Raw genomic sequence first — 25,271 nt, 5'->3', positions numbered from 1 at the left:
TTCAGGATGTCGAGGTCGTACTGACGGGTGTACTCGTCGTTGTTCATGTACACGAACACGAGAGTCTTGTCGTCCACGAAGGACTTCGGCCCATGGCGATAGCCCATGCAGGAGTCCCAGGAAGTGGCAACGAGACCGTGGGCGAGCTCGAGGATCTTGAGCTGAGCCTCCTGGGCGAGGCCCACGAAGGAACCGGAACCCAGGTAGGTCACGCGGTTGAAATCGCCAGACAGGAACTCGGCGATCTCGGCCTCGCGAGCAACGACGTCCTCGCCCATCTTGGCGGCCTGCTCAACCCAAGCGGTCTTCTGCTCGAGGGATGCGGTGTCGAAGATGAGGGTGGAGAGCAGAGTCATGCAGCTGTAGGAGCCGGTCATGGCGAAGCCCTTGTCATTGGCGCGCGGGATGAGGATGGTCAGCGCGTTCGGATCATCGGCGGACTCGACGGCGAGCTTACCCTCAGGAGCGCAGGTGAGGTTGATGAACTTGACGTTCTTGACGAACGTCTTGGCAACCTGGACGGCGGCCAGGGACTCAGGGCTGTTGCCGGAACGGGCGAAAGAAACGAGGACAGTGGGCACATCCGGGTTCAGGAAGTCGCGGGGAGCCGAGACGATGTCGGTGGTTGCGATAGGCTTGAAGTCGTACAGCTTGGTGTCGCCAGCGTGACGGAGGTAGGGGGCGCAGGTGTCGCCGACGTAGTCGGAGGTGCCGGCGCCGGTGAACACGACGGACAGACGGCCCTCGCCCATGGCGCGCGCGTCGGCCAGGAAGGACTCGATGGCCTCGAGGTTCTCACGATAGATGTTCAGCGTGTCGAGCCAAAGCTCAGGCTGCTGCTTGATCTCGACGGTGGTGTTATAGCCGCCGATCTCGTGGAGTTCCTCCGAAGTCTTCTCGAACATGGATGATACCTCTCTTTCTGGCTAACGCCTTTACTAGTTGTTTTCATTATAAGCTGGTTATGTGGTTGTAACCAGTTAAGCCAGAATTGCATGCGTTTGACACATATTGGCACCGAGTTTGAAGACCACTCGATCCGTGCGTCCAACACATGCGATATTGGTCCGGCAACGGGAACACATGAGGCCCCCTCACAAAGCGGTGGCGGCCATGTACTCCGGTTGACGGGCCCGTGCCACTTTGGCACTCGGCGGACCCTACTCTCCCCTGCGGTGCAGGACTTTGTACTTGAATTGGTCTGCACGAGCAACGGAAAGCGTGTACTCAACGACCTCGTTAGACGCGTTGTACGTAGTGCGTACCAAATCCAAGACGGGCGCGCCTTCGGAAATACCCAACAGGTGGGCGTCGGCGGGACGAGCGATGCTTGCGAAGAACTCCTCTTCTGCAACGCTGATTTTCTCGCGATACTCCTTCTCGATGATGTCGTAAAGGGGCATCGACTCGAGGAGAGGGCGCTTGAGAGTGAGGAACTTGCGCACCGGCAGATACGAACGCTCGACCATCATCGGCATGCCATCGGCGGAGCGAAGACGCTTGATCTTATACAGCTTCTCGCCTAGGCGCACGCCCATGTGCTCGGAGAGGTTCTTATCCGCTTCAAAGTCGCAGAACTCAAGGATGGTCGTACGCGGCTCGCGCCCCATCGAGCGCATTTGATCGGTAAAGCTGTAGGACTGCATGAGGTTGGTGGTCTGCGCGGAACGGTCCGCGACAAACGTGCCACGACCGTGCTGACGCACGACGAGGCCCATACGCTCAAGCTCTTGCAGGGCGAGGCGAACCGTCGTACGGGAAAGACCGTAGCGCTCGGAGAGCTCACGTTCGGAGGAAATCATGTCGCCCGCACTGTACTCATGCTCAATCTTATCGGTGAGGATGTCGACAAGCTGATCGTATAAAGGCTGTTTGCGCGCAGCGACCGCCATGATTGAAACCTCCGACAGGGCTATCCAAATGACCCAACCAAGGCCAACTGCATCCGGCTAGAGTCATGATCATACGTACGAAAGAAGAAAAACCCGGCGTGGGCGCGAAGACCCACGCCGGGCGAGAAGGCGCATCTGGGGGAGATTTGCCCTCAAGAGGCAACTGGAATTACCAGAGACCAGTCCACCAGGTGATGCCGAGCCACTCGTTGAGAGGCAGGGCGCCAAGGATGCCGATGATCAGCATGAGAACGATTCCCTTGATGGGGGTGAAGTTCTTCTTGGCGAACAGGAAGTAAAGCAGAAGCACGAGCGCGAGCGGCACGATCTTGGGCATAACGGTGTCGAGCGTGGAAGCCACGGAGAAGGAAACCGGGGACTCGGTGACCTCACCATAAGTGACGGAGCTCATGCCGTTGCCAAGATCGACGATACCGCACTCGACCTCGTTGCCGTCAGCGTCGGCAGCCTTGAGGGCAGCGCCGTCCATGTCGGTCATACCGAGGGTACCGGCCTCAGCCTCTTCGGTGTCGATAGCGAGGTCGGCGAAGTTCTCGGCCTCCTCGTTGGAAACCACAACAGTGTGAGCGGCAACGCTACGGGTGGTGCCGTTCGGGATGTTGAGGTTGATCTGGGTGCCACCCATGTTGACCGTCAGGGCGCCAACCACGAAGCAGCCCATGATGGCGGCAGCGCGGGTGAAGGCCTGCATGTTGGAGGTCAGGGAGTCGATGGCGGAGGTGCCCATCTTGTAGGCCCAGTTCATCAGACCAAAGCGGCAAGCGAACAGAGCCGCGTGGAAGACGATCAGGAAGATGAGCGGGGCAATGATGTTGCCCTCAATAGCCATGTTCGAGGTGATGCCGGCCGTGATCGGCACGAGCGTCAGCCAGAACAGAGCGTCGCCGATGCCGCCCAGCGGGGAGGCAGCGGAAATACGCACGGAGCGGATGGTCTGGGTATCGACCTTGTTCTGCTCGAGGGAGAGCACGATACCCATAACGAAGGTGACCAGGAACGGGTGCGTGTTGATGAAGTCCAGGTTGTGGTACATCGACGCAGCGAGGTCGTTCTTGTTGGTGTGAACCTTCTCGAGGCCCGGAACCATGGCGAAGAGCCAGCCGCCGGACTGCATGGTCTCGTAGTTGAACGAAGACTGGAGCCAGTAGGAACGCCAAACCATGCGATTGAGCGTCTTCTTATCGACGTTCGGTGCAGGAGTCAGGTCCTCATACTGTGCGGGGACAGTGAACTCATTAGATGCCATCGCTCATATCACCTCCGTCAAAAGCAGCGCCCTTGAGCTCGGTCTGCTGCTGGAAGTCCCAGAAGGCGAGACCGAAGCCAATGATGGCCATGATCAGGAGCTCAGGCTTGGCAAGCGAGGGGATGCCGTGCACGATGGTCGTGAGACCAAAGCCGAGCAGGAAGAAGGCCCACATGTCGCGGGACATCATAATCTTCAGCAGGATCGCGAAGCCGACGAACTTCATCATGCCACCGGCAGCGGAGAGACCGTTGTTGAGCCACTTGGGCACCATGTCGACAACAGCCTGACCAGCGGTGAGACCACCGATGAAGAACAGGGTCACGATGAAGGCGAAGATGAGGCCGAGGATGACCTCGGAGATCACGGTCAGCTTGGTGATAGCCTTGGTGTCGGCCTTCACGGCTGCGGCACGGAAGGACTCCATGAGCGGGGCGCGCAGGGTGAAGAACAGGGTGACGCCGTACTGGCCCAGCAGAGCGAACGGAATCGCGGTCGCAACGGCGACGTTGGGATCCATCTCGAGCGTGCAGGCAAAGACGGCCGCCATGATGCCACCAATAACAGCGTTCGGCGGCTGAGCACCACCGATCGGCATGTTACCGATCGTCATGAGCTGATAGGTACCACCGACGACGAGGCCGGTCTGCACATCGCCGAGGATGGCGCCGATGATCGGGCCGGTGACGATGGGCTGGTACAGGGACTCGGTGAAGTCGAACTGGTCGATAGCGGCAATGAAGGTCACCAGGAAGACCAGGGCGATCTGAAGGAAATTCGCTTCCATCTTATGCTCCTCCTTTCAAAGTTACTTTCTCGTACTAAGTGTTACGACCGAGGCGATTGTTCGCCCCGTATACAAACAAACTGCTCGCAATCCCCCACATTACGCAAACAGCTTGTTGGTATCCTCAACGGGCGTGCTGGGCACGCGCTGGATGGAAAGCTCGACGCCATGCTCCTGGAGCTTGCGGAAGCAAGCCACGTCGTCGTCGTCGACGGCGACGGTCGTAGCGACCTGACGCTTGCCCTCGGCCATGTGCATGTTGCCGATGTTCAGCTTCTTGATCGGCACGCCACCCTCGACGAGCTTGAGCGCGTCCTGAGGAGAGTCGAGCACGATGAAGATCTTCTGGGCCGGGGAGGCCTTGTGGATGACGTCGATCGTCTTCTGGATGGAGAAGAAGCGAGTCTGGACGCCGGTGGGGGCAGCCATCTTCATGAGATTCTGGCGCATGGTGTTGGTGGACACCTCGTCATTGGCGACGAGGATGAGGTTGGAGCCCAAGGTGGAGTTCCACTGGGTGGCAACCTGACCGTGAATCAGACGGTTGTCGATACGGGTAAGAAGAATGTTAGGCTCTGCCATTGCGATCCGTTCCTTTCGTATTCGCTGATTGGCCTATTGCACTGGGTTCGCGCGTTCCGCTTGGCGGTGCCGTTCCCCTTGATGCCGTGTAGAGAATGACTACTTGACGATTTCCTGGATGGCGTAGCGGGAGACATCGAGGGTCGCGCCTGAGCGAACCTTGACCTCGACGACGTCGCCTTGCACGCTCTTGACCTCACCGAAGATGCCACCGCCGAACATCACGCGCTGACCTGCCGCGAGGTCGGTGTGGATGTGCTCGAAGTACTTGACCTTCTTCTTCATGTTGGCCTTGGACCACAGGAAGTAGACGAGGCCCATGACCGCCATAATAAGCAGCAGGGCAACGGAAGAGGCGAGGACGTTTTGCCCGAAGTCAGCCATTAAATGCCGTCCTCTTCGGTATCGTCATCGGCAACGCCCATGACGGAGGCGAGGGACTGGCGGGTGACGGCCTGCTGACCCACAGCGACCGCCTGCTCGGCAAGGGCGGTCACGTTGGTCGCGCCATTACGGGCGAAAAGCAGCTCGATGATCATGGGCAGGTTGGAGCCGGTGACGATCTCGAGCTTGTCGACATCGTTGGCGATCATCATGGACTGGTTGAAGGGGGTGCCTCCGAGAAGGTCGACGAAGACGATGACGCCCTCCTCGCACTCGCCGCGCATCTTGGTGATGGCGGCGCGGAGGTCATCACCATACGTGGCGGCCTGAGAGCCCTCGAACGGGACGATCTCGAAGTTCTCCTGATCGCCGGCGACCATATCGAGCGCACTCTTGATACCGTCTGCGAAGTGTCCGTGACCAGTCAAAATGAAACCGACCATCAATCCCTCTTTCTCGCTCTTCGGCTGCGCCGTTCGCACAGCACTGGTAGTAACCACGTAACAAGTGATATTCACTATAGCAGTTGTGGATGTTCTGTTCCCGAGTTTTTAATCTTTTCTGTCTCTCATACCGTTTACCGGAGTTTTTCGACCGTTCATCCCTTATACAGCTTTTCACCTGCATGTTTATCCGTGTACAACATCGCTCCTGTTCGAACAAGATAGCCGCATCCGACATCCACCCTGTTTTTCGGCCCTATGTATACCCTGATATCCGCTTGACCGAGTTGTGCAGAAATTTTTATATTGGTATGAGAAAGAACCAGAGGTATTACAACGCGGACACCATGTGAAGCATCACCCCATCATCGAGTGGCGCCCCGCTGACGCCACCTCCTCAGGTAAAGCGATTTCGCTATGATTGACATTTGTGAATCGCGTACGAAAGGTCGTCCCATGGATCTCAGGACCGTCATCGTCTACCGCTCGAAGCACCACGGCAATACCAAGAAACTCGTGGATGCAATTGTCACGGCACACCCGGAAATCGACACGATCGATGTCGGAGCACTCGGGAAGAACGAGTATCCCGACCTCTCCCCCTACCATGTCATCATCATGGCATCTGGCATCTATTACGGCAACTTTGACAAAGACCTCCTGCGCGTTGCCGACCACTGCCTACGTGACGGCGACAAGGTCGTAGGACTCATGACCTACGGCGGTCAGGCCAAATTCAACGGCCGTGACCTCGACGGCGTCTGCCGCATGAAATTCGCCAACCTACTATGCATGTACGGATGCCCCGGCTTTGACACCTACGGGCCGTTCAAATTGGTGGGTGGCATGAACAAGGGCCGCCCCAATCAGGAGGATATCGACGGTGCCGTGGCCTTTTACGACCGGTTGGTCGAGGATTACGGCGAGATCATCATCGAGGAGCGCGCCAAGCGCGACAAGCAAGACGCCTTCAACGCCGCGCATCCAGCTGGCGGCCTGATGTCCAACATCAAGCGCTCGGCGAAGAAGATCGCTAAGAAATTCGAGAAAACCGACGACGCCCAGTAGCGCTGCATCGACATTCAATTGCACATCCCACACCCCGCACTCTCGCGGTAAGCTAGAGGTGCTTGTTTTTACGGACAAATGGGGTGGACCATGGCACAGACCAAGGCACAGCAAATCATGGCGAGTTCGAATGAGCGCTCGGGCGAAGAGATCACCTCGGCAATCCTCGCAATCGCCGCCGAATTCGAGCCCTACATCATCCGGCAGCGCCGTCATTTCCACAAACATCCTGAACTGAGCCTGCAGGAAGTCCGCACGACCTCTGACATTGCCGGCCAGCTCGACGCCATGAACATCCCCTACGAGCGCCCGCTCAAAACCGGCCTGGTCGCCACGGTGCGCGGCACGGCGCCAGACGCCTATCGCGCGGACGGAACACCGCGCCGCCGCCTGCTCATGCGCGCCGATATCGACGCGCTGCCGGTCACCGAGCGCACGAACGAAGAGTTCGCCAGCGTCAACGAGGGATGTATGCACGCCTGCGGTCACGACTGCCATATCGCCATGATGCTCGGCACGCTACAGATTCTGCGCCACATGACCGATGACATCCATGGAGAAATCCGTGTGGTGTTCCAGCCCTCCGAGGAGAATGGATCCGGTGCGCGCATGATGTGCGAGGCGGGCGTGTGCGAGGGCGTGGACGGGGCGTTTGCCATGCATATCTGGAGCGAGGTTGACGCCGGGACCATCAGCTGCGAGCCGGGGCCACGCATGGCCAACACCGACTGGTTCCGGGTGGATGTGCACGGCACGTCCTGCCACGGAGCCATGCCTCAGCGCGGCAGCGACGCCGTCATGGTCGCCGCTGAAATCGTCAATGCCCTGCAGACCATCGTGAGCCGCGAGCTCTCCCCCTACGAACCTGCCGTGGTGACCGTGGGCAAATTGCATGCGGGCACGGCGCGCAACGTCATCGCCGGAGAGGCGCACCTGGAGGGAACCGTGCGCACGTACTCCGATGCCACCCACGAGCTCATGCCCGCGCTGATCGAGCGCATTGCCGTACATATCGCCCAAGCGCATGGCGCCGAGGCCGAGCTCTCCGACTACACGATCGCGAACTACAAGGTCGAAAACGAGGTGGAGGCAAGCGAGCGCTGCAGGCGAGCCGTGCTCAAGACACTCGGCCCCGAGGGCGAGGGACACTACCGCGGTACCATGTCGGGTGAGGATTTCTCCGAGTACCTCCGGCGCGTTCCCGGCGTACTGGCCTTTGTGGGCTGCCGCAATGCACAAATCGGCGCCACGTTCGCGCAGCACTCCTGCTACTACAAGGTCGATGAGGCCGTTTTGGCCAAGGGGTCTGCAGTCGCAGCGCAATATGCCATAGATTATTTGGCAGAGCCCACGCAAGAGGAACTTGATGGACCGTTGGTCAAGCGTGTCGCCGAAAAGAACCCCCAGCTGGCCGACACCCTACGCGAAGCTCGAAATGCCACCGTCGACGCCCACCATGCACTGCGCGATGCCCGCGAGGCGCGTGCTGCCGCCGCACGTGAACTGCACGACGCCCGCCACGAAAAATAGGCATTGAAGCGCAAAGCGTCCCCGGCGCCCGTATCGAGCACTTCAACTTGGTGACGCGGTGGAGCTCTGGAGACTCCCAGGGGCCCCAACCGCGTCACGCATTGCATCGACGGCGCATACAGGGCACGCCTTATCCGAGGGCGACGTCCAACACCATCATGATGACGAACCCGGCAATGACGCCCAAGGTCCCGATATTGGAATGCTCACCGAGGTGTGCCTCGGGAATGAGTTCCTCGACCACAACGTAGATCATGGCACCCGCGGCAAACGCGAGCATCCAGGGCATAAACGGGGCGATCTGGCCGCTCACCAGCACCACCAGGATGCCAAAGATGGGCTCCACGATGCCCGAGAGACTTCCCAGCACGAATGCCTTTCCGCGAGTCATGCCCTCACGACGCAGCGGCAGCGAAATGGCCGCCCCCTCGGGAAAGTTCTGTAGACCCATGCCGATGGCAAGCGCCATGGCCATGCCCAGATATGCGGTCGCCTCGGCACCGCTCGCCTGCCCCGCCATCGCGAACAGCAGGCCCACACTCATGCCTTCGGGGATGTTGTGGAGCGTCACCGCCGAAACGAGCAGCGTGGTACGCTTCCAGCTCGTTTGGATTCCCTCGGGCTGCTCTCCTTCCGCATGCAGATGTGGCAGAAACGTGTCGAGCGCCATGAGGAAGGCCACACCGAGCAAAAAGCCACCCGCAGCGGGGACCCAGCCGACCTGCCCAAGCTCCTCGGCCTGCTCGATGGCGGGGTTGAGCAGGGACCAGACACTCGCAGCGATCATCACGCCGGCCGCGAACCCGAGGAAGATGCGGTGCGTAACCGCGCGGTCCTTGCGAAAAAAGAATACCATCGCGGAGCCAGCGGTGGTCATGAGCCATGTAAAGCCGCATCCCATCGCCGCCCACGCGAGTGCTTGCATAAGATTCGCGTCAAATTGCATACGATTTGAGCCTTTCTTGATCTGGATTCTCAACTGTGGTCAAAATACCCTAATGTTGCGCCGGCAATTCCCAACACTGGTGACAAAACCCGAGGATTTGCACAGGTAAAACCGGCACGACGGGAGAATCGACGGCTCAAGAGACTGCGGCATTGGATAGCCCAGACGCTTTACCTGCGAAAACAGCCAGCCATCGATTATGCACTCTTGTCCATTGGTCTCGATTTTGCGCACTATTAGGGTATTTTGACCACTCTTCAATATCCACACGAGTGGGTATAAGCGCTGCAACACCGATATGGTCGAACGACCACGGTCCACGTGGTTCCTCCGGTCGATGCGAGCGCGCGGACATGGCGACCATGCGAGCAGAGGGCGGCGATGCCGTCCGGAAAGGAGACGCAGTGCTCACCATTACCACCACCAACAGTCTCGATGGCTACGAGGTCGTTGAGTATCTGGGCATCGTCACCGGGGAGGCCGTGAGCGGCATCAACATGTTCCGCGACATCGGCGCGGGGCTTCGCAACGTCTTTGGCGGGCGCTCGGCGGGCTACGAGGACGAAATGGCCCAGGCGCGCGAAGAGGTCCTGCACGAGATGTCGCAGCGTGCAGAGAATCTGGGCGCGAACGCGATCATCGGCGCCAACGTAGGCTACGAGACGTTCGCCGAGATGATCATGACCACGGCGTGTGGCACGGCCGTTCGCGTGCGCCGCAAGGCGTAGGACCAGAGACCTGGGGCCTGAATCGGATCAAGAGCTCGGAACCGTGGTTCGCGGGGCGGAATGGGCGCCCGAAGCCCGACCACGGTGCGCGACGCACACGCCCGAAACCCGACCACGCCGGGCGGGCCGCATCCTCGCGGCCATCCGGCGGCGTCGTGCAAAGGCTTTCGAGACATACAAGAGGCCTCCCTTTTCTCATGTCCAAGAAAAGGGAGGCAGTTCAAGGTCCGCGCGAGGGACCGGCTCTCACAATCGTCCGAAAAAAGCGTTAAACCAGCTTGCCCTGGCAGTGATCGCACATGTGCTGGATGAGCTCGGCGCCCCACTCCACGAAATCGCGCTTGCGGGCCCTGAGCTCGCCGTCGACGAGCTCGTCGTAGGAGACCTTGATCTTGGCGAAACGGGTCACCTTCACGGAGCCCTCGCGGGTCAGGCAGCTCTCCTCTGCCTTGTAGGCGCCCATGCCGAACAGGACCTTGGGGTTGAACATCACATGCGCGTTGCCCTCGTCGTCGGCGAGCGCGATGATCGCCTTGGTCACGCCGATCTGGTTGGCGGCGAGGCAGGCGGCGTCCTCGATGGACAGCAGAGTGTCCACCAGATCCTGGGCAGCCTCTGCGTCGGCGGCAGTGGCGGGCTCACACGGGGTGGACAAGACGGCCTCGTCCTTCACGAGCTCCTTGATCATGAACGGTCCTTTCTCGACCGAGGCCGCAAGGCGACCCCGTCATTGCATGCATCTGCGGAACTATACCAGATGGCAGCTGGTTCAGACGCGTCGCGTGCCCGAGGCGCTGGGTATAACGGCACAACAGCACTACTGGACACACAACGGAGGGAGTCCCTATGAAGGTCATGCTCGTCAACGGCAGTCCGCACAAGCACGGGTGCACCGATCGCGCACTCGAGGAGGTCGCGGCAGAGCTCGGGCGGCAGAACATCGACGCCGAGATATTCTGGATTGGGGCCAAGCCCGCCGCAGGATGCATGGCATGCGGACGGTGCCGCCAGACGGGCGCCTGCATCTTCGACGACGCCGTCAACGAATTCCGCGCGCTCGCCGTCGATGCCGACGCCTTCGTCTTTGGCGCACCGGTGCACTACGCACACGCGAGCGGATCGCTCCTGAGCTTCATGGATCGGCTCTTCTACTCCAACGGGCACGCCGGCGCCCCGGATGTCCTGCGCTTCAAGCCCGCCGCGGCGGTCGTCTCCGCACGGCGCGGCGGAACCACCGCATCGCTCGACGACATCCAGAAGTTCTTCACCATCTCGCAGATGCCCATTGTGAGCTCACGCTACTGGAACATGGTGCACGGCAACACCGCCGAGGAGGTCGAGCAGGATCTCGAGGGGCTATGGACTATGCGGCAGCTCGCCCGCAACATGGCCTGGATCCTGCGATCTCTCGAGGCCGGGCGCGCCGCTGGTATCGAGCTTCCCGAGCAGGAAAGCCCAAAGCCGACGAACTTCATCCGCTAACCGCGAGGCAGGGCGGGCAGCCACATCGCGATGGCAGCCGCGTCGCAGAAGGGGGCGACGGCGTCGCGAGGGGGCGACGGCGTCTCGGAGGGAGCAGCAGCGTCGCGATGGCGGGCTACGCCAGCTCGACGCCCTCCGCCCCGTCGATGCGGATATCCGCTCCGTAAAACGCCGCCAGTGCCTCGATCGCGAGCTCGACGTCGCGGGCGCCGGCGGTCTCCACGCAGGAATGCATAGCGAGCTGGGCGCAGCCCACATCGACCGCATGGACGCTCACCTGCATGTTTGAGATGTTGCCGAGGGTCGAGCCGCCGGCCTTGTCGCTGCGGTTCGAAAAGCACTGGTGCGGAATCTCCGCATCGTCGAGGATCGCGGTAAGGACGGCGCGGCTGAACGCATCCGTGCAGTAATGCTGGTTGGCGGCCTCCTTGACCACCAGGCCCGCGTTCATCTGCGGACGGGCGAGCGTGTCGGCCAGCTCCGGATGGGCCGGATGCAGCGCGTGAGCGTTGTCGCAGCTCACGAGCATCGAGGCCGAAAGCGCTCGGCACAGGTCCTCGGGCGCATACCCTAGGGAGGCGTTGATGCGCGAGAGCGCGTCGGCGAGCAGCGTCGACGCGGCGCCCTGCTTGGTGCCCGAACCGACCTCCTCGTTATCGAAGCACGCATACACCGTCACGGCGTTCGCGTTGCCCCGGGCGATGAACGCCTGCAGCGAGGTGTAGGCGCACATCAGGTCGTCGAGGCGCGGAGAGGAGATGAACTCGTCGGTGGCTCCCCACACGCGGCCCTTATCGGCGTTCACGAGGAACAGGTCGCGCGCGACAATCTGCCCCGGGTCGATCTCGAGGGCATCCGCGATCAGCGTGTCAAGCGAACCGCGGCCCAGGTCTCCGGCGGAGACGAGCGGGAACAGGTCGCTTGCACGATTGGGCGCAAACCCTTTGTTGACCTCGCCGTTCATATGGATGGCGAGGCTCGGGATGAGCGCGACGCCGCGGTTGAGCGCGACCAGGCGGCTCTCGATGCGGGCCCCGTCGCGCACGAGCACGCGTCCGGCGAGGGACAGGGGACGGTCGAACCAGGTGTAATCCATCATCCCGCCATACGCCTCGGTGTCGAGGCGCAGGTAGTCCGCAGGCCCCTCGACCTCGGCGTCCGATTTCACCTTGAAGCACGGGGAGTCCGAATGCGATGCCGTGAGCTGGAAGTGGTACGGCGCGCCGCCCTCGGGCACCGCGCCATGCGGACCCGCCGCGTCGGCCTCGGCCCCTTTCTCCCCGATGCCGCCCCCCTGCAGCCCATCGACGACGGCGCCGTCGCAGCGGGCGGAGACGCCCTCTCCCACGCGCCACGCGACGACGCTCGACCCGTTTCGCTGGGAGTAGTACGCGCCACCCGGTCGCACGTCCCACGCATCGCCCTCGGGCAGGTACGTGAAGCCCGCCTCGTCCAGGCGGGCCCGAATGGACGCCGCGGTGTGGAACATCGTCGGGCTCTCGTGGATGAACGCCAGCAGGTCCTCTGCCGGCGACGGCTCTACGGACTTGCGCTCGAATGGATTCATGTCGTGGCCTCCCGCCTCTCACCGCCCAACAGGCGGCGTGTATACGCGTCCGCTCCATGGTCGCACATGTGCCCGTGCGATGCGATGCGAAAGACCAGGCACCGCAATGGCGTCACGCCCCTCCGGCCCCGCTGAGGCATCTGGACCCCACGATGGAGCCGATGCGCGCGAGCGGCACCGCCCGTCCATTTACCGAACAGCGCTTGCTATTTGCTTCTATTTCTATATCATTTCTCAACGAACTACGCTGCAGGTGGAAGCACCTGCCACATCGCGTCGAGCGCCACGGCGCGCCGATGCCCATCGCAAGGAGACCCCATGAGCGCCACCTCCGCCCCCAAGACCGTAGCCGTCGTTGGATGCACGCATGCCGGCACCTTCGCCGCCCAGGCCATCCTCACCGCGCACCCCAGCTGGACCGTACACGTCTTCGAGCGCAACGACACGCTGTCGTTCCTCTCCTGTGGCATCGCCCTGTGGGTGGGTGGTCACGTGAGCGACCCCAACCGCATGTTCTACTCCTCCCCTGCCGCGCTGGCCGAACTGGGCGCGAACATGCACATGCGCACCGACGTGCTCTCCGTGGACGTTGCCGGCAAGTCGCTCGTCGCGCGCGACCTCGAGAGCGGCGAGGAGACCACCTATTCCTTTGACAAGCTCGTCGTGACCACCGGTTCCAAGCCCGTCATGCCGCCCATCCCCGGCCTGGCAGAGGGCCTCGAAGACGGCCGCGTCATGCTCTGCAAGAACTGGGATCACGGCAAGGCGATCAAGGACCACGCCATGAAGGCGTCCTCCGTCGCCGTCATCGGCGCGGGCTACATTGGCGCGGAGCTCGTCGAGCAGTTCAGCGAGGCGGGTGTGCACGCCATCCTCATCGACGGCCTCGACCGCGCGCTCGCAAAGAACTTCGACGCTCCTATCACCGACCAGGTCGAGGCGACGTATGCCGAGCACGGCGTGGAGCTCGCCCTGGGGCAGATGGTGACCGAGTTCCGCCTGAACGAAGACGGCAATGGCGTCGCCGTGGTGACCACCGCCGGCGAGTACGAGGTCGATTACGCCATCATGGGTGCGGGCTTCCTGCCGCGCACCGACCTGTTCGCGGGACAGCTCGAGACCCTGCCCAACGGCGCCATCAAGACCGACGAGTACATGCGCGCCTTCCTCGCCGGCCATGACGAGGCCTGCGCCGACGTCCTGGCAGCCGGCGACTCCTGCACCGTGCTCTACAACCCCACCGGCACCTACGACTACATCCCGCTCGCCACCAACGCGGTGCGCCAAGCCCTGCTCGTGGGCGCCAACATCGAGGAGCCCGTCCAGAAGTACCTGGGGACCCAGGCGACCAGCGCCGTGCAGCTCTACAACCTGTCCCTCGCTGCGAGCGGCCTGACCCAGGCGGGCGCCGAGGCCCGCGGCGTGAACGCCCGTTCCACCACACTCGTCCAGGACTACCGCCCGGACTTCATGCTCACCACCACGCCCGTCACGGCGACCCTTACCTGGGACCCCGAGACCCGTCGCGTACTCGGCGCGCAGTTCCTGTGCCGCCACGACGTAGCCGAGGCCGCCAACGCGATCTCCATCGCCATCCAGGCGCGCTTCACCATCGACCAGCTCGCCAACGTGGACCTGTTCTTCCAGCCCAACTTCTGCCAACCGGTGAACTTCATCGGCGCCGTGGCGATGCAGGCCGTGGCAGAGCAGAACGCGAGCGACGCGGAGTAACCAATAGGCAAACAGCCCTCTTAGAGTCAGTCCACGAATCGCCAAAGATTCGTGGACTGACCGTTTTCCGCACGCGCCTCTTCAACGCATTCATCGGCAAATCGAATCAGTTCTTCTTGATCGCCCTGCATCACATACGCGAGCCGCCCGTCAAACAGCGCGACCGACGAACCATTGGGGGCGTAGTCGGAATAGCCTGGGTTGTATGTCACACTGACCAGCTCTTTTCCCGTAGCGTCATACAGAGTTAGACCGGTGAAGTAGCCACCACACATGCCGATCTGGTCCTTCTGATACTGATCGTAATCAAGCCACTCCACAAACGTCGCATGCTCCAAGATGGCCCGCGCGCGGTCGATGTGATCTGGGTCATCGGTTTGCCGCGTACCGTCTGGGCCCAATACCGGGTAATTATCGATTTGAAGAGTCGCGGCGGTTTCAAATGAGCCGAGCTCAAGTGTTCGAGGCTCGCCTCGGAAGAGGTGCGTAAGTACGAAAACGAGGACTGCAGCTGCAACGAAGATTGCAAGGACAATCATTAGGACCTTTTTCAGCGTCCGTTCTGCACCCATCAAACCGCCTCCGTCTATTTACCGGCATACAGCCGAGGTCGAGCCCATTATATATCTCTGGCCTATTTGACCTTAACGAATGTCCACTGGATGACATCCCCGTCGGAGAGTGTGTAGGCGCTACACGCGAAATTGGGCTGCGAGCCGTTCACCGTGTACGTCCAACCTGTATCGGAAGCAGCCGCCACGCCATTGATCGAGGTGACGTACGCTCCAAAGGCGCCCCATTCGGCCAAAGGCGACCAGCCGGTGTTCGCGAGCGCGTCATACACCGTCGCCCCCTCGTCGAACGTCAGCGTTACGGGACCGACCACGCTTCCGCCCCCAACGGTTCCATCCGCGGAAATGGTCACGGTGACGGTACGGGGCTCGGAGCTTGTAGAGTCTTGAGCGTCCGATGAGCCCGATGCACCCGACCCGGCGCTCGAAGAACCCGAGCCGTCTCCGCCCGCGTTCGATCCCGTCTTGTCCTTGTTGCTCGCATCGCTCTTGAGTCCGGACGATGCTCCGCCAGAGGCATCGTCACCAGCGACGGGCTCATCGACTGCATCGGACGCATCCTCGGAGGCATCCGCCTCATCGAGTTCCGGCTCCTTGCTCGCGGTGGACGAGTCGCTCGTCTGAACACTCGATCCCTCGCCTTGTGCCTCGGCGCCAACGGGAAGCCCCCCGCCCGACACCAGCGACCACGCGGAGCCGCCGATAAGCGCTAGGCACAGTAACACGGCGATGGACACGAACGTGAGCTGCGTGCGGTTCAGAGTCCGACGCTCCGGATGGGGTTCGGTGGCTCCCAGCTTGCCTTCCTGGCTCTCGTTTTTGCTATCGTCCCGGTTCTCGTCTTGCATCTTCGATCCTCCCTGCACTTACACGCGACGACGGAACAGCCAAAAGCCTATTCCGACAAGACCGATCACGCCGGCAGCCATGCCCGCGACTGGCAGGACCACGTTCAGAGGTGCATCGGCCGTACCGTCCGCATGCGTTGCCGCATACGTGGCAGCCGTGCGGGAAGCCGCTTTCGATCCGCTCTCCGAGGCCTCCTCAGAGGCTTCTTCCGACGTCTCGTCCTCCTCATCACCATCGTTCGCCGACTTCTTGGTGTTGCCGCTGGCGTTCTTGATGGCCTTCTTCGCCGTGGTGAGTGGCGCGCCTACCGGACGCGCGCCTGCATTGGGCTCGTTGTCCTTTTGGGGCGTCTCGGTCGTGGGGTCGTCATCACTGCCGTCGGAGCCGCCGTTGTCGGTGCTGCCGCTGTCGGTATCGCCAGTGTCGGATCCACCGCCGGTGTTGCCATCGCCGCCCTGGTCGCCGCCCTCGGTCGCAGCCGAACCGATGGCGAACAGCGCGCCCGAATCGTTCGCGTAATACAGCGTGCCATCAGGGCCAACCGTAATGGACGCCATGCAGTAATTCTGATGATCGGCGTCAGGGGTGTAGATGAGGCTCGCGTCCGTGTCACCCAGACGGTAGCAATACACGCCTCCGGGATTGCAATTCGCCGTAAAGTACACGTAGGTCTCGCCGTTTTGAACGGACACGACGGGAGCACTTTTGACCTCTGCGCTCGTCGCCTGCCCGTTCGTATCTCCAACAAAGGCATGGCCGTCGATCGTCGACACTTCGCTCACCGACAGCGACTCCACATCGATCACCGCAAGCACGCCGTAATAGGCCTTCACCCACTTGCTCACCTGGATGTACGTCTCAGACTGACCGCCCACGAAGAGCTTGCCACCAGATATGGTCGGGGTGGAGGTGGAGGTCTTTGCGAACTTCACCTTGCCCGTCTCGCTCAAGATACCGGCGTCACTTAAAGAAAGGCGATGCAGGACGCCATCCATGCTCACCACGAACAGCGTCTTGCCGCCATCGCTGGTCACCACGGTCGACCTCACCGAGGCACCCACGTCGACGCGCGAGACCTCCGCTCCCGTCTTGGCATCGCGTGCGATAACGGCACCCGCATCATCGCCAACTACCACGTATGACCCGGCAAGTGCCGCGCCCGACCAGTAGTAGCCCTTCTCAGAGTTCTCCTGAAACCAGAGGACCTTGCCCGTTTGGATGTCAACGCATACGAGGCTACCTCCGTACGTGACGGACCAATCCGCCACCGCGGTGCCGAAGTACACGCACCCATCGCCGAGTGTCAACGTGCTCAAGGATTGCTGGTCGCCTTGCGCGGTCGCGGAAAGGGCGGGCGTCATCCACAGCGTAACCAGACGGTCGGCGGTCAGGGCCTGAAGACGACCACCCGAAAGTGGCACGATAATGCGGCCATCCACATAGACCATGCGGGCGATGGAGTTGATGGGCGCCACCAAGGTGCCCTCGCGCTCGGTCTCACCGGTTTTCGCGTTGAGCTGCAGCAGTTTTGAACCGGCAGCGATATAGACGTAATCGCCAACGTAAATGGGATCGGAAACGTTCGTGGCCCAATCGGCGGAATCTTTAATCTGGGTGACCCACGACTCTTTGACCTCGTCCGTGGGCGTGGGTGCCGTGGTGTTCGATCCGCTGGCGAATCCCGGCCACACACTGTCCCAATCGGGGCGCTCGGCGTCGGGCTGCGGCGTCACCGGTGAAACCTCGGGGACGCTCGATCCGTACGCGGAGTACGCCCAGGTGATCACGTCACCGGTCTTGAGGAACACGCTGCTCGCCCCGACATCGGAGGCCGTACCGTTGACGAAGAGCTGCCAATACTTGCCCGTCGCCTGGTCCCAGCCGAGCTTCTCACCCGTATAGGGCGAGGTGATGGTGTTCAGATAGAGCCCGTAGCTGCCCATTCCATAGCCAGCGTCCAAACCGCTCTCATTGAACAGTGCTTCGGTCGCGTCTGCCGCCGTGGGGCCTGCTGCCGTTACGTCGGTGGCCGCAGCCCCCAACGCCGTCGCTTCGGCAGCCGACTCGTCCGCCTCGGCCGTATCGGCCGTCGTGACCGTCGCGGCTTCGGCCTTGAGCGCCATCTTGGCATTGCCCGTCCATTGCACGTCGACGTCATTCGCGTCGGGCCCTATGACCGCAATGGAAACCTCGATAACCTGAGCGTCATCGTTGGTGACATCGGCTTCCTCTTTGCCAGTGCCTGTGGCCTCATCCGCTCCCGTCGCAGCGGCATCGGCGCCATCTGCCTTGACGGCAGATTCGTCGCCGTCGGCATCTACGGTGCCGGCACTATCGCTGGGGGACGAATTCCCTGCGGCATCGGCGGCGTTCGCCTCGGCTTCGCCATCAGATTCAACGGCGCCCTCGGCATCCTGAGCCTCATCACCCGCTTGCCCCACGGTTGCCGCGAGTCCGCCCTCGGCACCCTGCTCGCTCGCTGCGCCAAGATTCGCATTGGTTGCCGCCAATTGCGCTCCGTCCGCGAGGGATTCCACCGCAGCCGCATCCGCGCCGAGTGCCTCGGCAAAGGCGGCAGTGGGCACCTGCCCCACTGTCATTGCAAGTGTGAGTGCCGCCACCAACGCGCGGCGGACAACGATGTGACGGCGCGAGGCCGCCATACGGGTTCTGGCCATCCAGACACCCCTTTCATCCAGGGCCCCGCCCATCCCTTTGGACGTTCGCAGATAGAGAGGCGATCCGACTCATCCTCATCGCCGCATGCGCGCGCCGTCCGATCTGCGACGCGTCATCCGCATGCGTGGGAATCACGGTTACTGGAATAGCCGGGGACTCGCACCCCGATTCTCCTGGCGACGAGGCACGCGCCTCGCTGCCGTGCGTCTCCGCACCATCTATCGAGCCATTTTTATATCCGTGCAAGCATACCGTAAGTGCACCACATACGCGGCGAAAGTCTGCGCAGGCATCGCAGCGCGAAGCTTCGCCGCAGTTTTGGACGCAATCTCAAATAGACACCGGAGGACGGTTCTCGGCGACGACGCCCACCACCGCATGGGGCACGTAGGGATCCTCTATCGCCGTGATCTCCTGGGGCGTGAGCACGAGGTCGCACGCGGCAACGGCGCCATCGATATGATGCGGTTTTGTCGCCCCCACCACGGGGGCGGCCACCTTGGTGAGCAGCCAGGCCAGGGCGACCTCCGTCATAGCCGCGCCCCGTGCCCCCGCGATGCGCGCGATAGCCTCGATGACGGGCGCATCGACGTCCGCCGTGGCGTCATACTTGCCGTGCGCATATGCATCGAGTTCGAGGCGTTTACTGGTCTGACCGGGGGCCTTGGCGAGCCTTCCACCAGCGAGCGCGGAGTACGGCGTCAGCGCGATCCCGTGGGTCGCCGCAAGGGGCACCATCTCGCGCTCGTCCTCGCGGGCAATCGCGTTGTAATGTCCCTGATAGCCCGAAAATGGGGTCCAGCCGTTGGCGCGGGCGATCGCGTTCGCCTCGGCAAGTTGCCACGCATAGCAATTCGAGATGCCCAATGCGCGTATCTTGCCCGCCCGAACCTGGCGATCGAGCGCGGGCAGCAGCTCCTCGATGGGGGTATTCCAATCCCACATGTGGTAGATATACAAATCGACGTAGTCCATGCCCAAGCGGGCGAGACTCGCATCGAGCAATCGCTCGATCTTGGAATCGACCGATTCCGGCCCGCGATCGCCCGGCCGCTCCCCCGCAGGGGCGTGCAGTCCGCCCAGGACGAACTTCGTGGCGACGACCACACCATCGCGTCTCGCGTACTTGGCGAGCGCCCGGCCGACGTACTCCTCGCTCGTCCCGTTTTGATACCCCATGGCCGTGTCGAAGAAGGTGATGCCCTCTCCCAGTGCACGTGCGATAATCATCGCGGACTCCTCGTATCCCAGGGTCCAAGCGTGCTGACCGTTGCCGGGATCGCCGAAGCCCATGCACCCCAAGCAGATGCGAGAGACTTCGATATCCGTCGTGCCCAGCTTGGTGTACTGCATGTCGCCTCCCATTTCTCTGGCAGCCCCGGCATTATGCGCGATGAAGTGACCGAGCGCAGCCGTGATGCGGATTCCGTGAGCCCCTTGAGCTCGAACCCTGACAATCGGCCGCGCCATATGGCGATACTAGGACTTTGAGTCGGCTCCAAGGCAAATCTCCCCTTGGTGACCCGAACCCAAATCACCACATCGCCACATTCGCCACGGAGGCGGCCGCAAGGCAGGTATCGAACCTTAAGGCAAAACGGGTCGTCCTAAGCCATTTTTTGGCATATTCCGCAAACAAGTTGAGCTTTTTCGTACTCGCATCGCACATCGCCGAGTAGAGGAGGCATGCAAGCAGTTGCAACCTGCGCTTTTACTGCTGCAAACACGCGTCTACTCGGCGAAACCTAATATCGATACGAAAAACCTCAAGAAGCAATCTATAACTGGCGAATCGGCGTGCTTCCTTGGTCGCGATGGGGTGCGCGTTCGCGCTCGGAGGGCACCTCCCCCAACGTGCCCTGGTCGACCTCCTCGCCTAGATGCGACGCGTAATCCAAACGCTCGTCCGTGGGTTTGGTCGCCACGGACCACTTGCGCATCACACGCGGAATCGCAAGATAGCCGATGAGGGCGCACACCACCAGCAGCAGCACAAAGAACAACATTTCAGTAGACATGACCGCTCCTTTCGACGTGGTCTCAGCGCGCTTTGCGATACTTCTGTCCTACCCCAAACGGATGACCTCAAGCGCATCTTTCCGTCAGCGGCGCAAGCCCCAACTCGAATGCCGACGCAAGCCCAAACATCAATTTGCTTGCCCTTGAGTGAGCTCCAAGTCGTACGATGGAAAACAGATCGCGGGCCGCACGCATGCGTGCCCGTGCGCCCAGTGAACGCGCGCCCGCCGCAAAGATGCGCGCCCGTCGCGCGCACGCCGAAAGGAGCCGCCATGCGCATCGCCGAAGTCGCAGAGGAATATGGGATCAGCGCCGACACCCTCCGCTATTACGAGCGGATCGGGCTGCTCCCGCGCGTGCATCGCAATACCAGCGGCATCCGCGATTACGACGAGGACGATTGCATGCGCGTATCGTTCATCAAGTGCATGCGCGGGGCGAATGTCTCCATCGAGGCGCTCATCGAGTATATGCAACTCTTCGAGCAAGGCGATGCAACCCTCGAGGCGCGCAAGCAGATCCTCATCGAGCAGCGCGATGCGGCGCGCGAGCGGCTGGAGCGCATCCAGGCGGGGCTTGACCGCCTGGATTACAAGATCGCCCATTACGACGAGCTTCTCGCCGGGCATGGCGGCAGCGTCCCCCAATGCTCGAAGTCCAACTAGCCGCCCGACCTCGAACTCCCCGTGGCCTAGAGGTTCTTGATGACCCGCGCGGGGACGCCGGCCACCACCGTGCGAGCCAGCACATCGCGCGTCACTACGGCCCCGGCGGCGATAACCGCTCCGTCCCCTATGGTCACGCCCTTGGTGATTGTCGCACTCGCCCCGATCCACACATCGTCACCTATCACAATGGGCGCCGGGTGCAGAATCCCTCGCTTCGCCGGATCCAAATCGTGGTCGAGTGTCGCCATGACCACGTTATGGCCAACCAGCACCCGATTTCCTATGCGGATGCAGCCTGGATCCTACAACCTGGCCAACAGCTCCTCGGCGACCTTGACGCAATCGCCCACGACCTTGTACTGAGCCGACGCGAAAATGGGCGCATCGGGGTCCTCGTTGACGGCGATGATGGTCTGGGCGCCGGATATACCTGCGACATGCTGGATGGCCCCCGAGACCCCCAGGCTGATCAGCAGGCGTGGCGCAACCGACACGCCCGTCTGCCCCACCTGCTGCCACGGCTCGCACCAACCCGCCTCCACGATCGGGCGTGTGCAGCCGAGCTTGCCACCTAGCGCCTCTGCCAGCTCACGCGCGATGCCGAGGTTCTTCTTCGATCCCATGCCGCGACCCACGACCACAAGCACGTCCGCATCCGTTATCGAGTCGGCCGCCGAGGAGCGCTCGACGCCGAGCAGGCGCACACGCGGACGTACGGAGGGGTCGAGCGAAACGTCTGAGACCGAACCGGAGCGCGTGCTATCGGGCTCGGGAGCGGCAAAGATGCCCGGACGCACCGTCGCCATCTGCGGACGGTGCGCAGGACACACGATCGTGGCCATGAGATTGCCACCAAAGGCGGGGCGCGTCTGCTGAAGAAGGCCCGTCTTGGGATCGACCTCGAGCACCGTGCAATCTGCGGTAAGGCCCGTCTGGAGACGAACCGCCACGGCGGGCGCCAGCTCGCGACCGAAGACGGTCGCGCCATAGAGCAGCGCCTCGGGCTTGCGCTCACGTACCAACGCGCAGATCCATTCGGCATGGACCTCGGCGTCGAGGCCGGCGAAACGCGCGTCGCGGCAGCGAATGACCTCATCCGCACCCGCAGCGATAAGGAGCTCAGCGGTATCCCGACGCCCCTCGACGCCCGCGATGCCCGCTGGCAAAGATCCAGCTTCGGTCGCCTCGTCCTCGGACGCGCTCTCGGCAAGCAGCGCCACGACGCGGCACCCACGCTCATCGGCGAGCCCGCGCGCCTTGCCCACGAGCTCGAACGCGACATCAAGCGGACGCCCATCCTCATCCACCTGCACGAAAACCCAGTAATCGCGGTATGCTCCGAGGTCCTGGGCGCAAGGGGCGTCCCCGCGCTCTATGGAGAGCGCGTCCACCGGGCACGCGTCCACGCACGCGCCGCACAGGATGCAGTCATCCGTCACGCGCGCCTTGCGGGCGCCGCGCGGACCCTCCACCTCGATACCGGCGTTGCCGCAGGCCCGTACGCACCGCGCGCAGCCGATGCACTTTTCGAAATCGACTACCAACCCGCTCACAGCGCCATTCCCTTCAACACCTCGGCGATCTGCACCGCCTGTTCCGCGGCATCGCCCGTAATCTCAACGCCGCGCTCATCACGCTCGGGCACGAACGAGCGCACCACCTGCGTGGGAGACCCGGCCAGCCCCGTACGGGCGGTCTCGGCGCCGGCCGCCTCCGCAGAGAGCACGGAGATCTCCGCGTCCTCCGCCGCGAGGATACCGGCGATACTCGCCATGCGGAGCTCCGCGACATCCTTGGCCACGGTGAGAACCGCGGGCAGAGGAAATGCAGCCGTCGCCACACCCGCATCGAACTCACGCTGCACCGTCACGGTCCCGTCGGTGACGGCCGGCAACCCCGCAACGCCCACCGCGCACGGCACGTTGAGCGCGCCCGCGAGCTCGGGGCCGATCTGCGCCGTGTCGCCGTCGACCGCCATCTTCCCGCACAACACCAGATCGGGCGCGCCAAGGCGCGCAATCCCGCACGAGAGTGCGTAGGTGGTGGCAAGGGTGTCCGCGCCGGCGAACGCGCGGTCCGAAAGCAGCAGACCCGCATCCGCTCCACGCGCGATGCAGTCGCGCAGCAGCTTTTCCGTTGCGGGAATCCCCATAGATAGGACGGTCACCGTGCAGGCTTCGCCCGCCGCGCGGTGCTCGTCTTTGATGCGCAGAGCCACCTCAAGCGCAGCGGCATCGAACGGGTTGACGACCGCCTCGCCACCATCGCGGATGATGGTATGGGTTTTGGTGTCCATCTTGACCTCGGTGCTGCCGGGCACCGCCTTGACGCAAACGACGATGTTCATCGTGCAGCCTCCTCGATACCGTCCAGCTCCCCCACGGCTGCATCGAGGCGCGCCTCGTCGAACAGGTTCCCGCGGTTTAAGCGCCCCGTGGGGTCGAACGCCGCCTTGAGGTGCGCCATCTCGTCCACATGCATCTCGCCGTACATGGTGAGCAGGAAATCGCGCTTGATCTTACCCACGCCGTGCTCGGCGGACACCGCACCGCCCATGGCGGTAACCTCACGCGCCCACGCGCGGAACAGGTCCTTGCCAGCGGCAAAATCGGCCTCGTCCCGAGGCAGAATGTTCACGTGCAGATGGTTGTTCCCAATGTGCCCCCACGCGGCCGATTCCAGCCCGGCCTCGGCCAATGTGCGCCGGTACAGGTCTACGACATCGTGCAGGCGCTCGTCTGGCACAGACATGTCTGAGCCAAGTTTGGTGATAGAGGGGGTCACGCGTCGTCTGCGATCGATGAGCATGTTCACGCACTCGGGCACAGCATGACGGAACAGGCGTTGACGCTCGCGGTCCACGTCCGTGCGGGCGACCCACGTGTCCCGCTCGCTCCCGCCCACTTCTTCGAGCAGGGACCCAAGCTCGCACAGCGCCTCCATCGCCTGCGTTTCGCCATTGCATTCCAGCTCCACGAACACGCACGCGCGGTACGCATCCGGAACCTCGGGCAACGACGCGAAGGCAGCCCCATCCTCGCGCGTGGTGCGCAGGATGTCGAGAGCCGCCCCGTCGAAATACTCAAACGCGCTCGCGCAATCGAGCGCGGGGCGAACTCGCACGACGAAATCGAGCGCCTGGCCCTCATCCTCGAAAAAGCAATTAACACCCCAGGTCACCTGCGGAGCGGGCATCAACGCGAGCTCAAGCTCCGTGATGATGCCGAGAGTGCCGTCGGATCCGATGAACAAGTCCACGGCGTCCATGTCGTCCGCGATGAAATAGCCCGACGCGTTCTTTGCGCGCGGCATGTCGTAGGTAGGGAGCTCCATGCGCATCGTGGTCCCCTGCTCCGTGACGAGCTCCAGCGCGCGGCCCTGCGCGCACACGTCGCCTCGGCGCAGCGCCAGCGTCTCCCCGCTCACGAGCACCACGCGCAGTCCGCTCACGTGCGGACGCATGGGACCGTACCGGTAACTACGCGCACCGGATGCATTGCATGCGGCCATGCCGCCCAGACAGGCGGACGTCTCCGTGGGATCCGTGGGGAAGAACTGCTCGGGGCCGGCGTAGAGCGCCTCAAGCGCCGCGCGAGAAGCGTCATCCCAGCCATGGGCGGGCAGGCTCTTCGCATGCAGGTGACGACGCAGTTCCGATAGGACCACGCCCGGCTCGACCCGCAAGAAGAACGCGCCATCGGCCGCCCGACGCAGCCCCTTGTATGCATTCATGCGGACGAGGCTCACCACATGTCCCCCATGCGGCACCGCGCCACCCGCCAGGCCCGTGCGTGCACCCTGCACGGTGATGGGCGTCGCGGGATCGAGCTCGGAAAGAATCGAGCGAAGCTCGTCTTCGCACGTGGGGAAGGAGATCGACTCCGCCTCGCCGGTGCTGCGCGATTCGTCGCGACGATACTCGTCGTATTCCGAAGCCCAGGGGCGTATCATCTGCATGGCGTACCTCTTTACTTGAGTGGAGTGCTCCGCTGTATCATGCCATGCAATTGTTTCCGTTTGGCAAACGGGTGCGTATTCCAGTACCGTCTTCTCCGAACATGAGCCGATGTCGTCGAA

25 protein-coding genes are annotated in these 25,271 nt (G+C 62.5%); 6 read left to right on the top strand and 19 right to left on the bottom strand.

The window, feature by feature from the left end; all coding sequences use genetic code 11:
* From Q5Q88_RS06235 to Q5Q88_RS06205, 7 genes are all read right to left on the bottom strand, one after another.
* Positions 1 to 905, bottom strand: a 905-nt coding sequence (locus Q5Q88_RS06235) for an SIS domain-containing protein (protein ID WP_302742336.1), incomplete at its 3' end; no start/stop codon positions are given.
* A gap of 255 nt (positions 906 to 1,160) precedes the next feature.
* Positions 1,161 to 1,892 (bottom strand): GntR family transcriptional regulator, encoded by a 732-nt coding sequence (locus Q5Q88_RS06230; protein ID WP_118652544.1) that lies wholly within the window; start codon positions 1,890 to 1,892, stop codon positions 1,161 to 1,163.
* Between the two features lie 169 nt (positions 1,893 to 2,061).
* Positions 2,062 to 3,159 carry a PTS system mannose/fructose/sorbose family transporter subunit IID gene (locus Q5Q88_RS06225; protein ID WP_302742333.1) on the bottom strand — a complete coding sequence of 366 codons (1,098 nt, stop codon included), beginning with the start codon at positions 3,157 to 3,159 and terminating at the stop codon, positions 2,062 to 2,064.
* The gene (locus Q5Q88_RS06220) at positions 3,149 to 3,946 is read right to left on the bottom strand and encodes a PTS sugar transporter subunit IIC (RefSeq protein WP_302742331.1); all 798 of its coding nucleotides are present in this window, start codon (positions 3,944 to 3,946) and stop codon (positions 3,149 to 3,151) included. Before Q5Q88_RS06220 ends, Q5Q88_RS06225 begins: the two co-directional genes overlap by 11 nt.
* Positions 3,947 to 4,045: 99 nt before the next feature.
* Entirely contained in the window at positions 4,046 to 4,528 is a 483-nt protein-coding gene (gene agaB, locus Q5Q88_RS06215) for a PTS galactosamine transporter subunit IIB (protein ID WP_118652538.1), read from the bottom strand.
* Positions 4,529 to 4,627: 99 nt separating this feature from the next.
* A complete protein-coding gene (yajC, locus tag Q5Q88_RS06210) occupies positions 4,628 to 4,912 on the bottom strand; it encodes a preprotein translocase subunit YajC (RefSeq protein ID WP_118652536.1) in 285 nt (94 codons plus the stop codon).
* Positions 4,912 to 5,355: a PTS sugar transporter subunit IIA gene (locus Q5Q88_RS06205; protein ID WP_302742327.1), complete on the bottom strand. Its 444-nt coding sequence runs from the start codon at positions 5,353 to 5,355 to the stop codon at positions 4,912 to 4,914. The genes yajC and Q5Q88_RS06205 overlap by 1 nt, the downstream gene beginning before the upstream one ends.
* A gap of 456 nt (positions 5,356 to 5,811) precedes the next feature.
* Between Q5Q88_RS06205 and Q5Q88_RS06200 the strand changes: the two genes are divergently transcribed.
* Positions 5,812 to 6,423 carry a hypothetical protein gene (locus tag Q5Q88_RS06200; RefSeq protein WP_302742325.1) on the top strand — a complete coding sequence of 204 codons (612 nt, stop codon included), beginning with the start codon at positions 5,812 to 5,814 and terminating at the stop codon, positions 6,421 to 6,423.
* A 90-nt stretch (positions 6,424 to 6,513) separates the two neighbouring features.
* On the top strand, positions 6,514 to 7,953 hold the full coding sequence (locus Q5Q88_RS06195; protein ID WP_294159587.1) for a M20 family metallopeptidase: 1,440 nt from the start codon (positions 6,514 to 6,516) through the stop codon (positions 7,951 to 7,953).
* Between the two features lie 130 nt (positions 7,954 to 8,083).
* Here Q5Q88_RS06195 and Q5Q88_RS06190 read toward each other — a convergent pair whose 3' ends face one another.
* Positions 8,084 to 8,899, bottom strand: coding sequence for a ZIP family metal transporter (locus Q5Q88_RS06190; RefSeq protein WP_199588809.1), 816 nt, complete (start codon positions 8,897 to 8,899; stop codon positions 8,084 to 8,086).
* Positions 8,900 to 9,303: 404 nt separating this feature from the next.
* On the opposite strand from Q5Q88_RS06190, the gene Q5Q88_RS06185 reads away from it, so the two are divergent.
* Complete coding sequence (locus Q5Q88_RS06185) at positions 9,304 to 9,627, top strand: YbjQ family protein (RefSeq protein WP_118652528.1); 324 nt, start codon at positions 9,304 to 9,306, stop codon at positions 9,625 to 9,627.
* 268 nt (positions 9,628 to 9,895) lie between these two features.
* On the opposite strand, the gene Q5Q88_RS06180 is transcribed toward Q5Q88_RS06185, so the two are convergent.
* On the bottom strand, positions 9,896 to 10,315 hold the full coding sequence (locus tag Q5Q88_RS06180) for a peptide deformylase (RefSeq protein WP_294122617.1): 420 nt from the start codon (positions 10,313 to 10,315) through the stop codon (positions 9,896 to 9,898).
* 158 nt (positions 10,316 to 10,473) lie between these two features.
* Here Q5Q88_RS06180 and Q5Q88_RS06175 point away from each other — a divergent pair, with 158 nt between their 5' ends.
* Positions 10,474 to 11,109 (top strand): flavodoxin family protein, encoded by a 636-nt coding sequence (locus Q5Q88_RS06175; protein WP_118652524.1) that lies wholly within the window; start codon positions 10,474 to 10,476, stop codon positions 11,107 to 11,109.
* A gap of 115 nt (positions 11,110 to 11,224) precedes the next feature.
* Here Q5Q88_RS06175 and Q5Q88_RS06170 read toward each other — a convergent pair whose 3' ends face one another.
* Positions 11,225 to 12,676: a M18 family aminopeptidase gene (locus Q5Q88_RS06170; protein WP_118652522.1), complete on the bottom strand. Its 1,452-nt coding sequence runs from the start codon at positions 12,674 to 12,676 to the stop codon at positions 11,225 to 11,227.
* A gap of 318 nt (positions 12,677 to 12,994) precedes the next feature.
* Between Q5Q88_RS06170 and Q5Q88_RS06165 the strand changes: the two genes are divergently transcribed.
* Positions 12,995 to 14,407, top strand: a complete 1,413-nt coding sequence (locus tag Q5Q88_RS06165; protein WP_294159579.1) for an FAD-dependent oxidoreductase — start codon at positions 12,995 to 12,997, stop codon at positions 14,405 to 14,407.
* A gap of 26 nt (positions 14,408 to 14,433) precedes the next feature.
* Here the strand turns inward: Q5Q88_RS06165 and Q5Q88_RS06160 are convergent, their stop codons facing one another.
* The 5 genes from Q5Q88_RS06160 to Q5Q88_RS06140 form a co-directional block, all read right to left on the bottom strand.
* Positions 14,434 to 14,979, bottom strand: a complete 546-nt coding sequence (locus Q5Q88_RS06160; RefSeq protein ID WP_118652519.1) for a hypothetical protein — start codon at positions 14,977 to 14,979, stop codon at positions 14,434 to 14,436.
* A 62-nt stretch (positions 14,980 to 15,041) separates the two neighbouring features.
* A complete protein-coding gene (locus Q5Q88_RS06155) occupies positions 15,042 to 15,827 on the bottom strand; it encodes a DUF4430 domain-containing protein (RefSeq protein ID WP_118652517.1) in 786 nt (261 codons plus the stop codon).
* Between the two features lie 18 nt (positions 15,828 to 15,845).
* On the bottom strand, positions 15,846 to 18,506 hold the full coding sequence (locus Q5Q88_RS06150; protein WP_302742321.1) for a PQQ-binding-like beta-propeller repeat protein: 2,661 nt from the start codon (positions 18,504 to 18,506) through the stop codon (positions 15,846 to 15,848).
* Positions 18,507 to 18,837: 331 nt separating this feature from the next.
* Positions 18,838 to 19,860, bottom strand: a complete 1,023-nt coding sequence (locus tag Q5Q88_RS06145) for an aldo/keto reductase (RefSeq protein ID WP_118652513.1) — start codon at positions 19,858 to 19,860, stop codon at positions 18,838 to 18,840.
* A 425-nt stretch (positions 19,861 to 20,285) separates the two neighbouring features.
* Positions 20,286 to 20,525, bottom strand: coding sequence for a hypothetical protein (locus tag Q5Q88_RS06140; protein ID WP_294159569.1), 240 nt, complete (start codon positions 20,523 to 20,525; stop codon positions 20,286 to 20,288).
* Positions 20,526 to 20,798: 273 nt separating this feature from the next.
* Here Q5Q88_RS06140 and Q5Q88_RS06135 point away from each other — a divergent pair, with 273 nt between their 5' ends.
* Positions 20,799 to 21,191 carry a MerR family transcriptional regulator gene (locus Q5Q88_RS06135; RefSeq protein ID WP_302742318.1) on the top strand — a complete coding sequence of 131 codons (393 nt, stop codon included), beginning with the start codon at positions 20,799 to 20,801 and terminating at the stop codon, positions 21,189 to 21,191.
* 26 nt (positions 21,192 to 21,217) lie between these two features.
* Here the strand turns inward: Q5Q88_RS06135 and Q5Q88_RS06130 are convergent, their stop codons facing one another.
* Genes Q5Q88_RS06130 through Q5Q88_RS06115 form a run of 4 tightly spaced genes read right to left on the bottom strand, consistent with a single transcriptional unit; the run spans position 21,218 to position 25,151 of the window.
* On the bottom strand, positions 21,218 to 21,466 hold the full coding sequence (locus Q5Q88_RS06130) for a DapH/DapD/GlmU-related protein (RefSeq protein ID WP_368076132.1): 249 nt from the start codon (positions 21,464 to 21,466) through the stop codon (positions 21,218 to 21,220).
* Between the two features lie 30 nt (positions 21,467 to 21,496).
* Positions 21,497 to 22,747, bottom strand: coding sequence for an electron transfer flavoprotein subunit alpha (locus Q5Q88_RS06125; protein WP_302742316.1), 1,251 nt, complete (start codon positions 22,745 to 22,747; stop codon positions 21,497 to 21,499).
* Positions 22,744 to 23,541 carry an electron transfer flavoprotein subunit beta/FixA family protein gene (locus Q5Q88_RS06120; RefSeq protein WP_302742314.1) on the bottom strand — a complete coding sequence of 266 codons (798 nt, stop codon included), beginning with the start codon at positions 23,539 to 23,541 and terminating at the stop codon, positions 22,744 to 22,746. Before Q5Q88_RS06120 ends, Q5Q88_RS06125 begins: the two co-directional genes overlap by 4 nt.
* On the bottom strand, positions 23,538 to 25,151 hold the full coding sequence (locus Q5Q88_RS06115) for an FAD-binding oxidoreductase (RefSeq protein ID WP_302742312.1): 1,614 nt from the start codon (positions 25,149 to 25,151) through the stop codon (positions 23,538 to 23,540). The genes Q5Q88_RS06120 and Q5Q88_RS06115 overlap by 4 nt, the downstream gene beginning before the upstream one ends.
* Positions 25,152 to 25,271: the final 120 nt, after the last annotated feature.

The organism is uncultured Collinsella sp. (assembly GCF_959026545.1).
Lineage (GTDB): Bacteria > Actinomycetota > Coriobacteriia > Coriobacteriales > Coriobacteriaceae > Collinsella.
The sequence above is the reverse complement of the archived record's forward strand: the minus strand, read 5'-3'. Positions and strand labels throughout refer to the sequence as shown.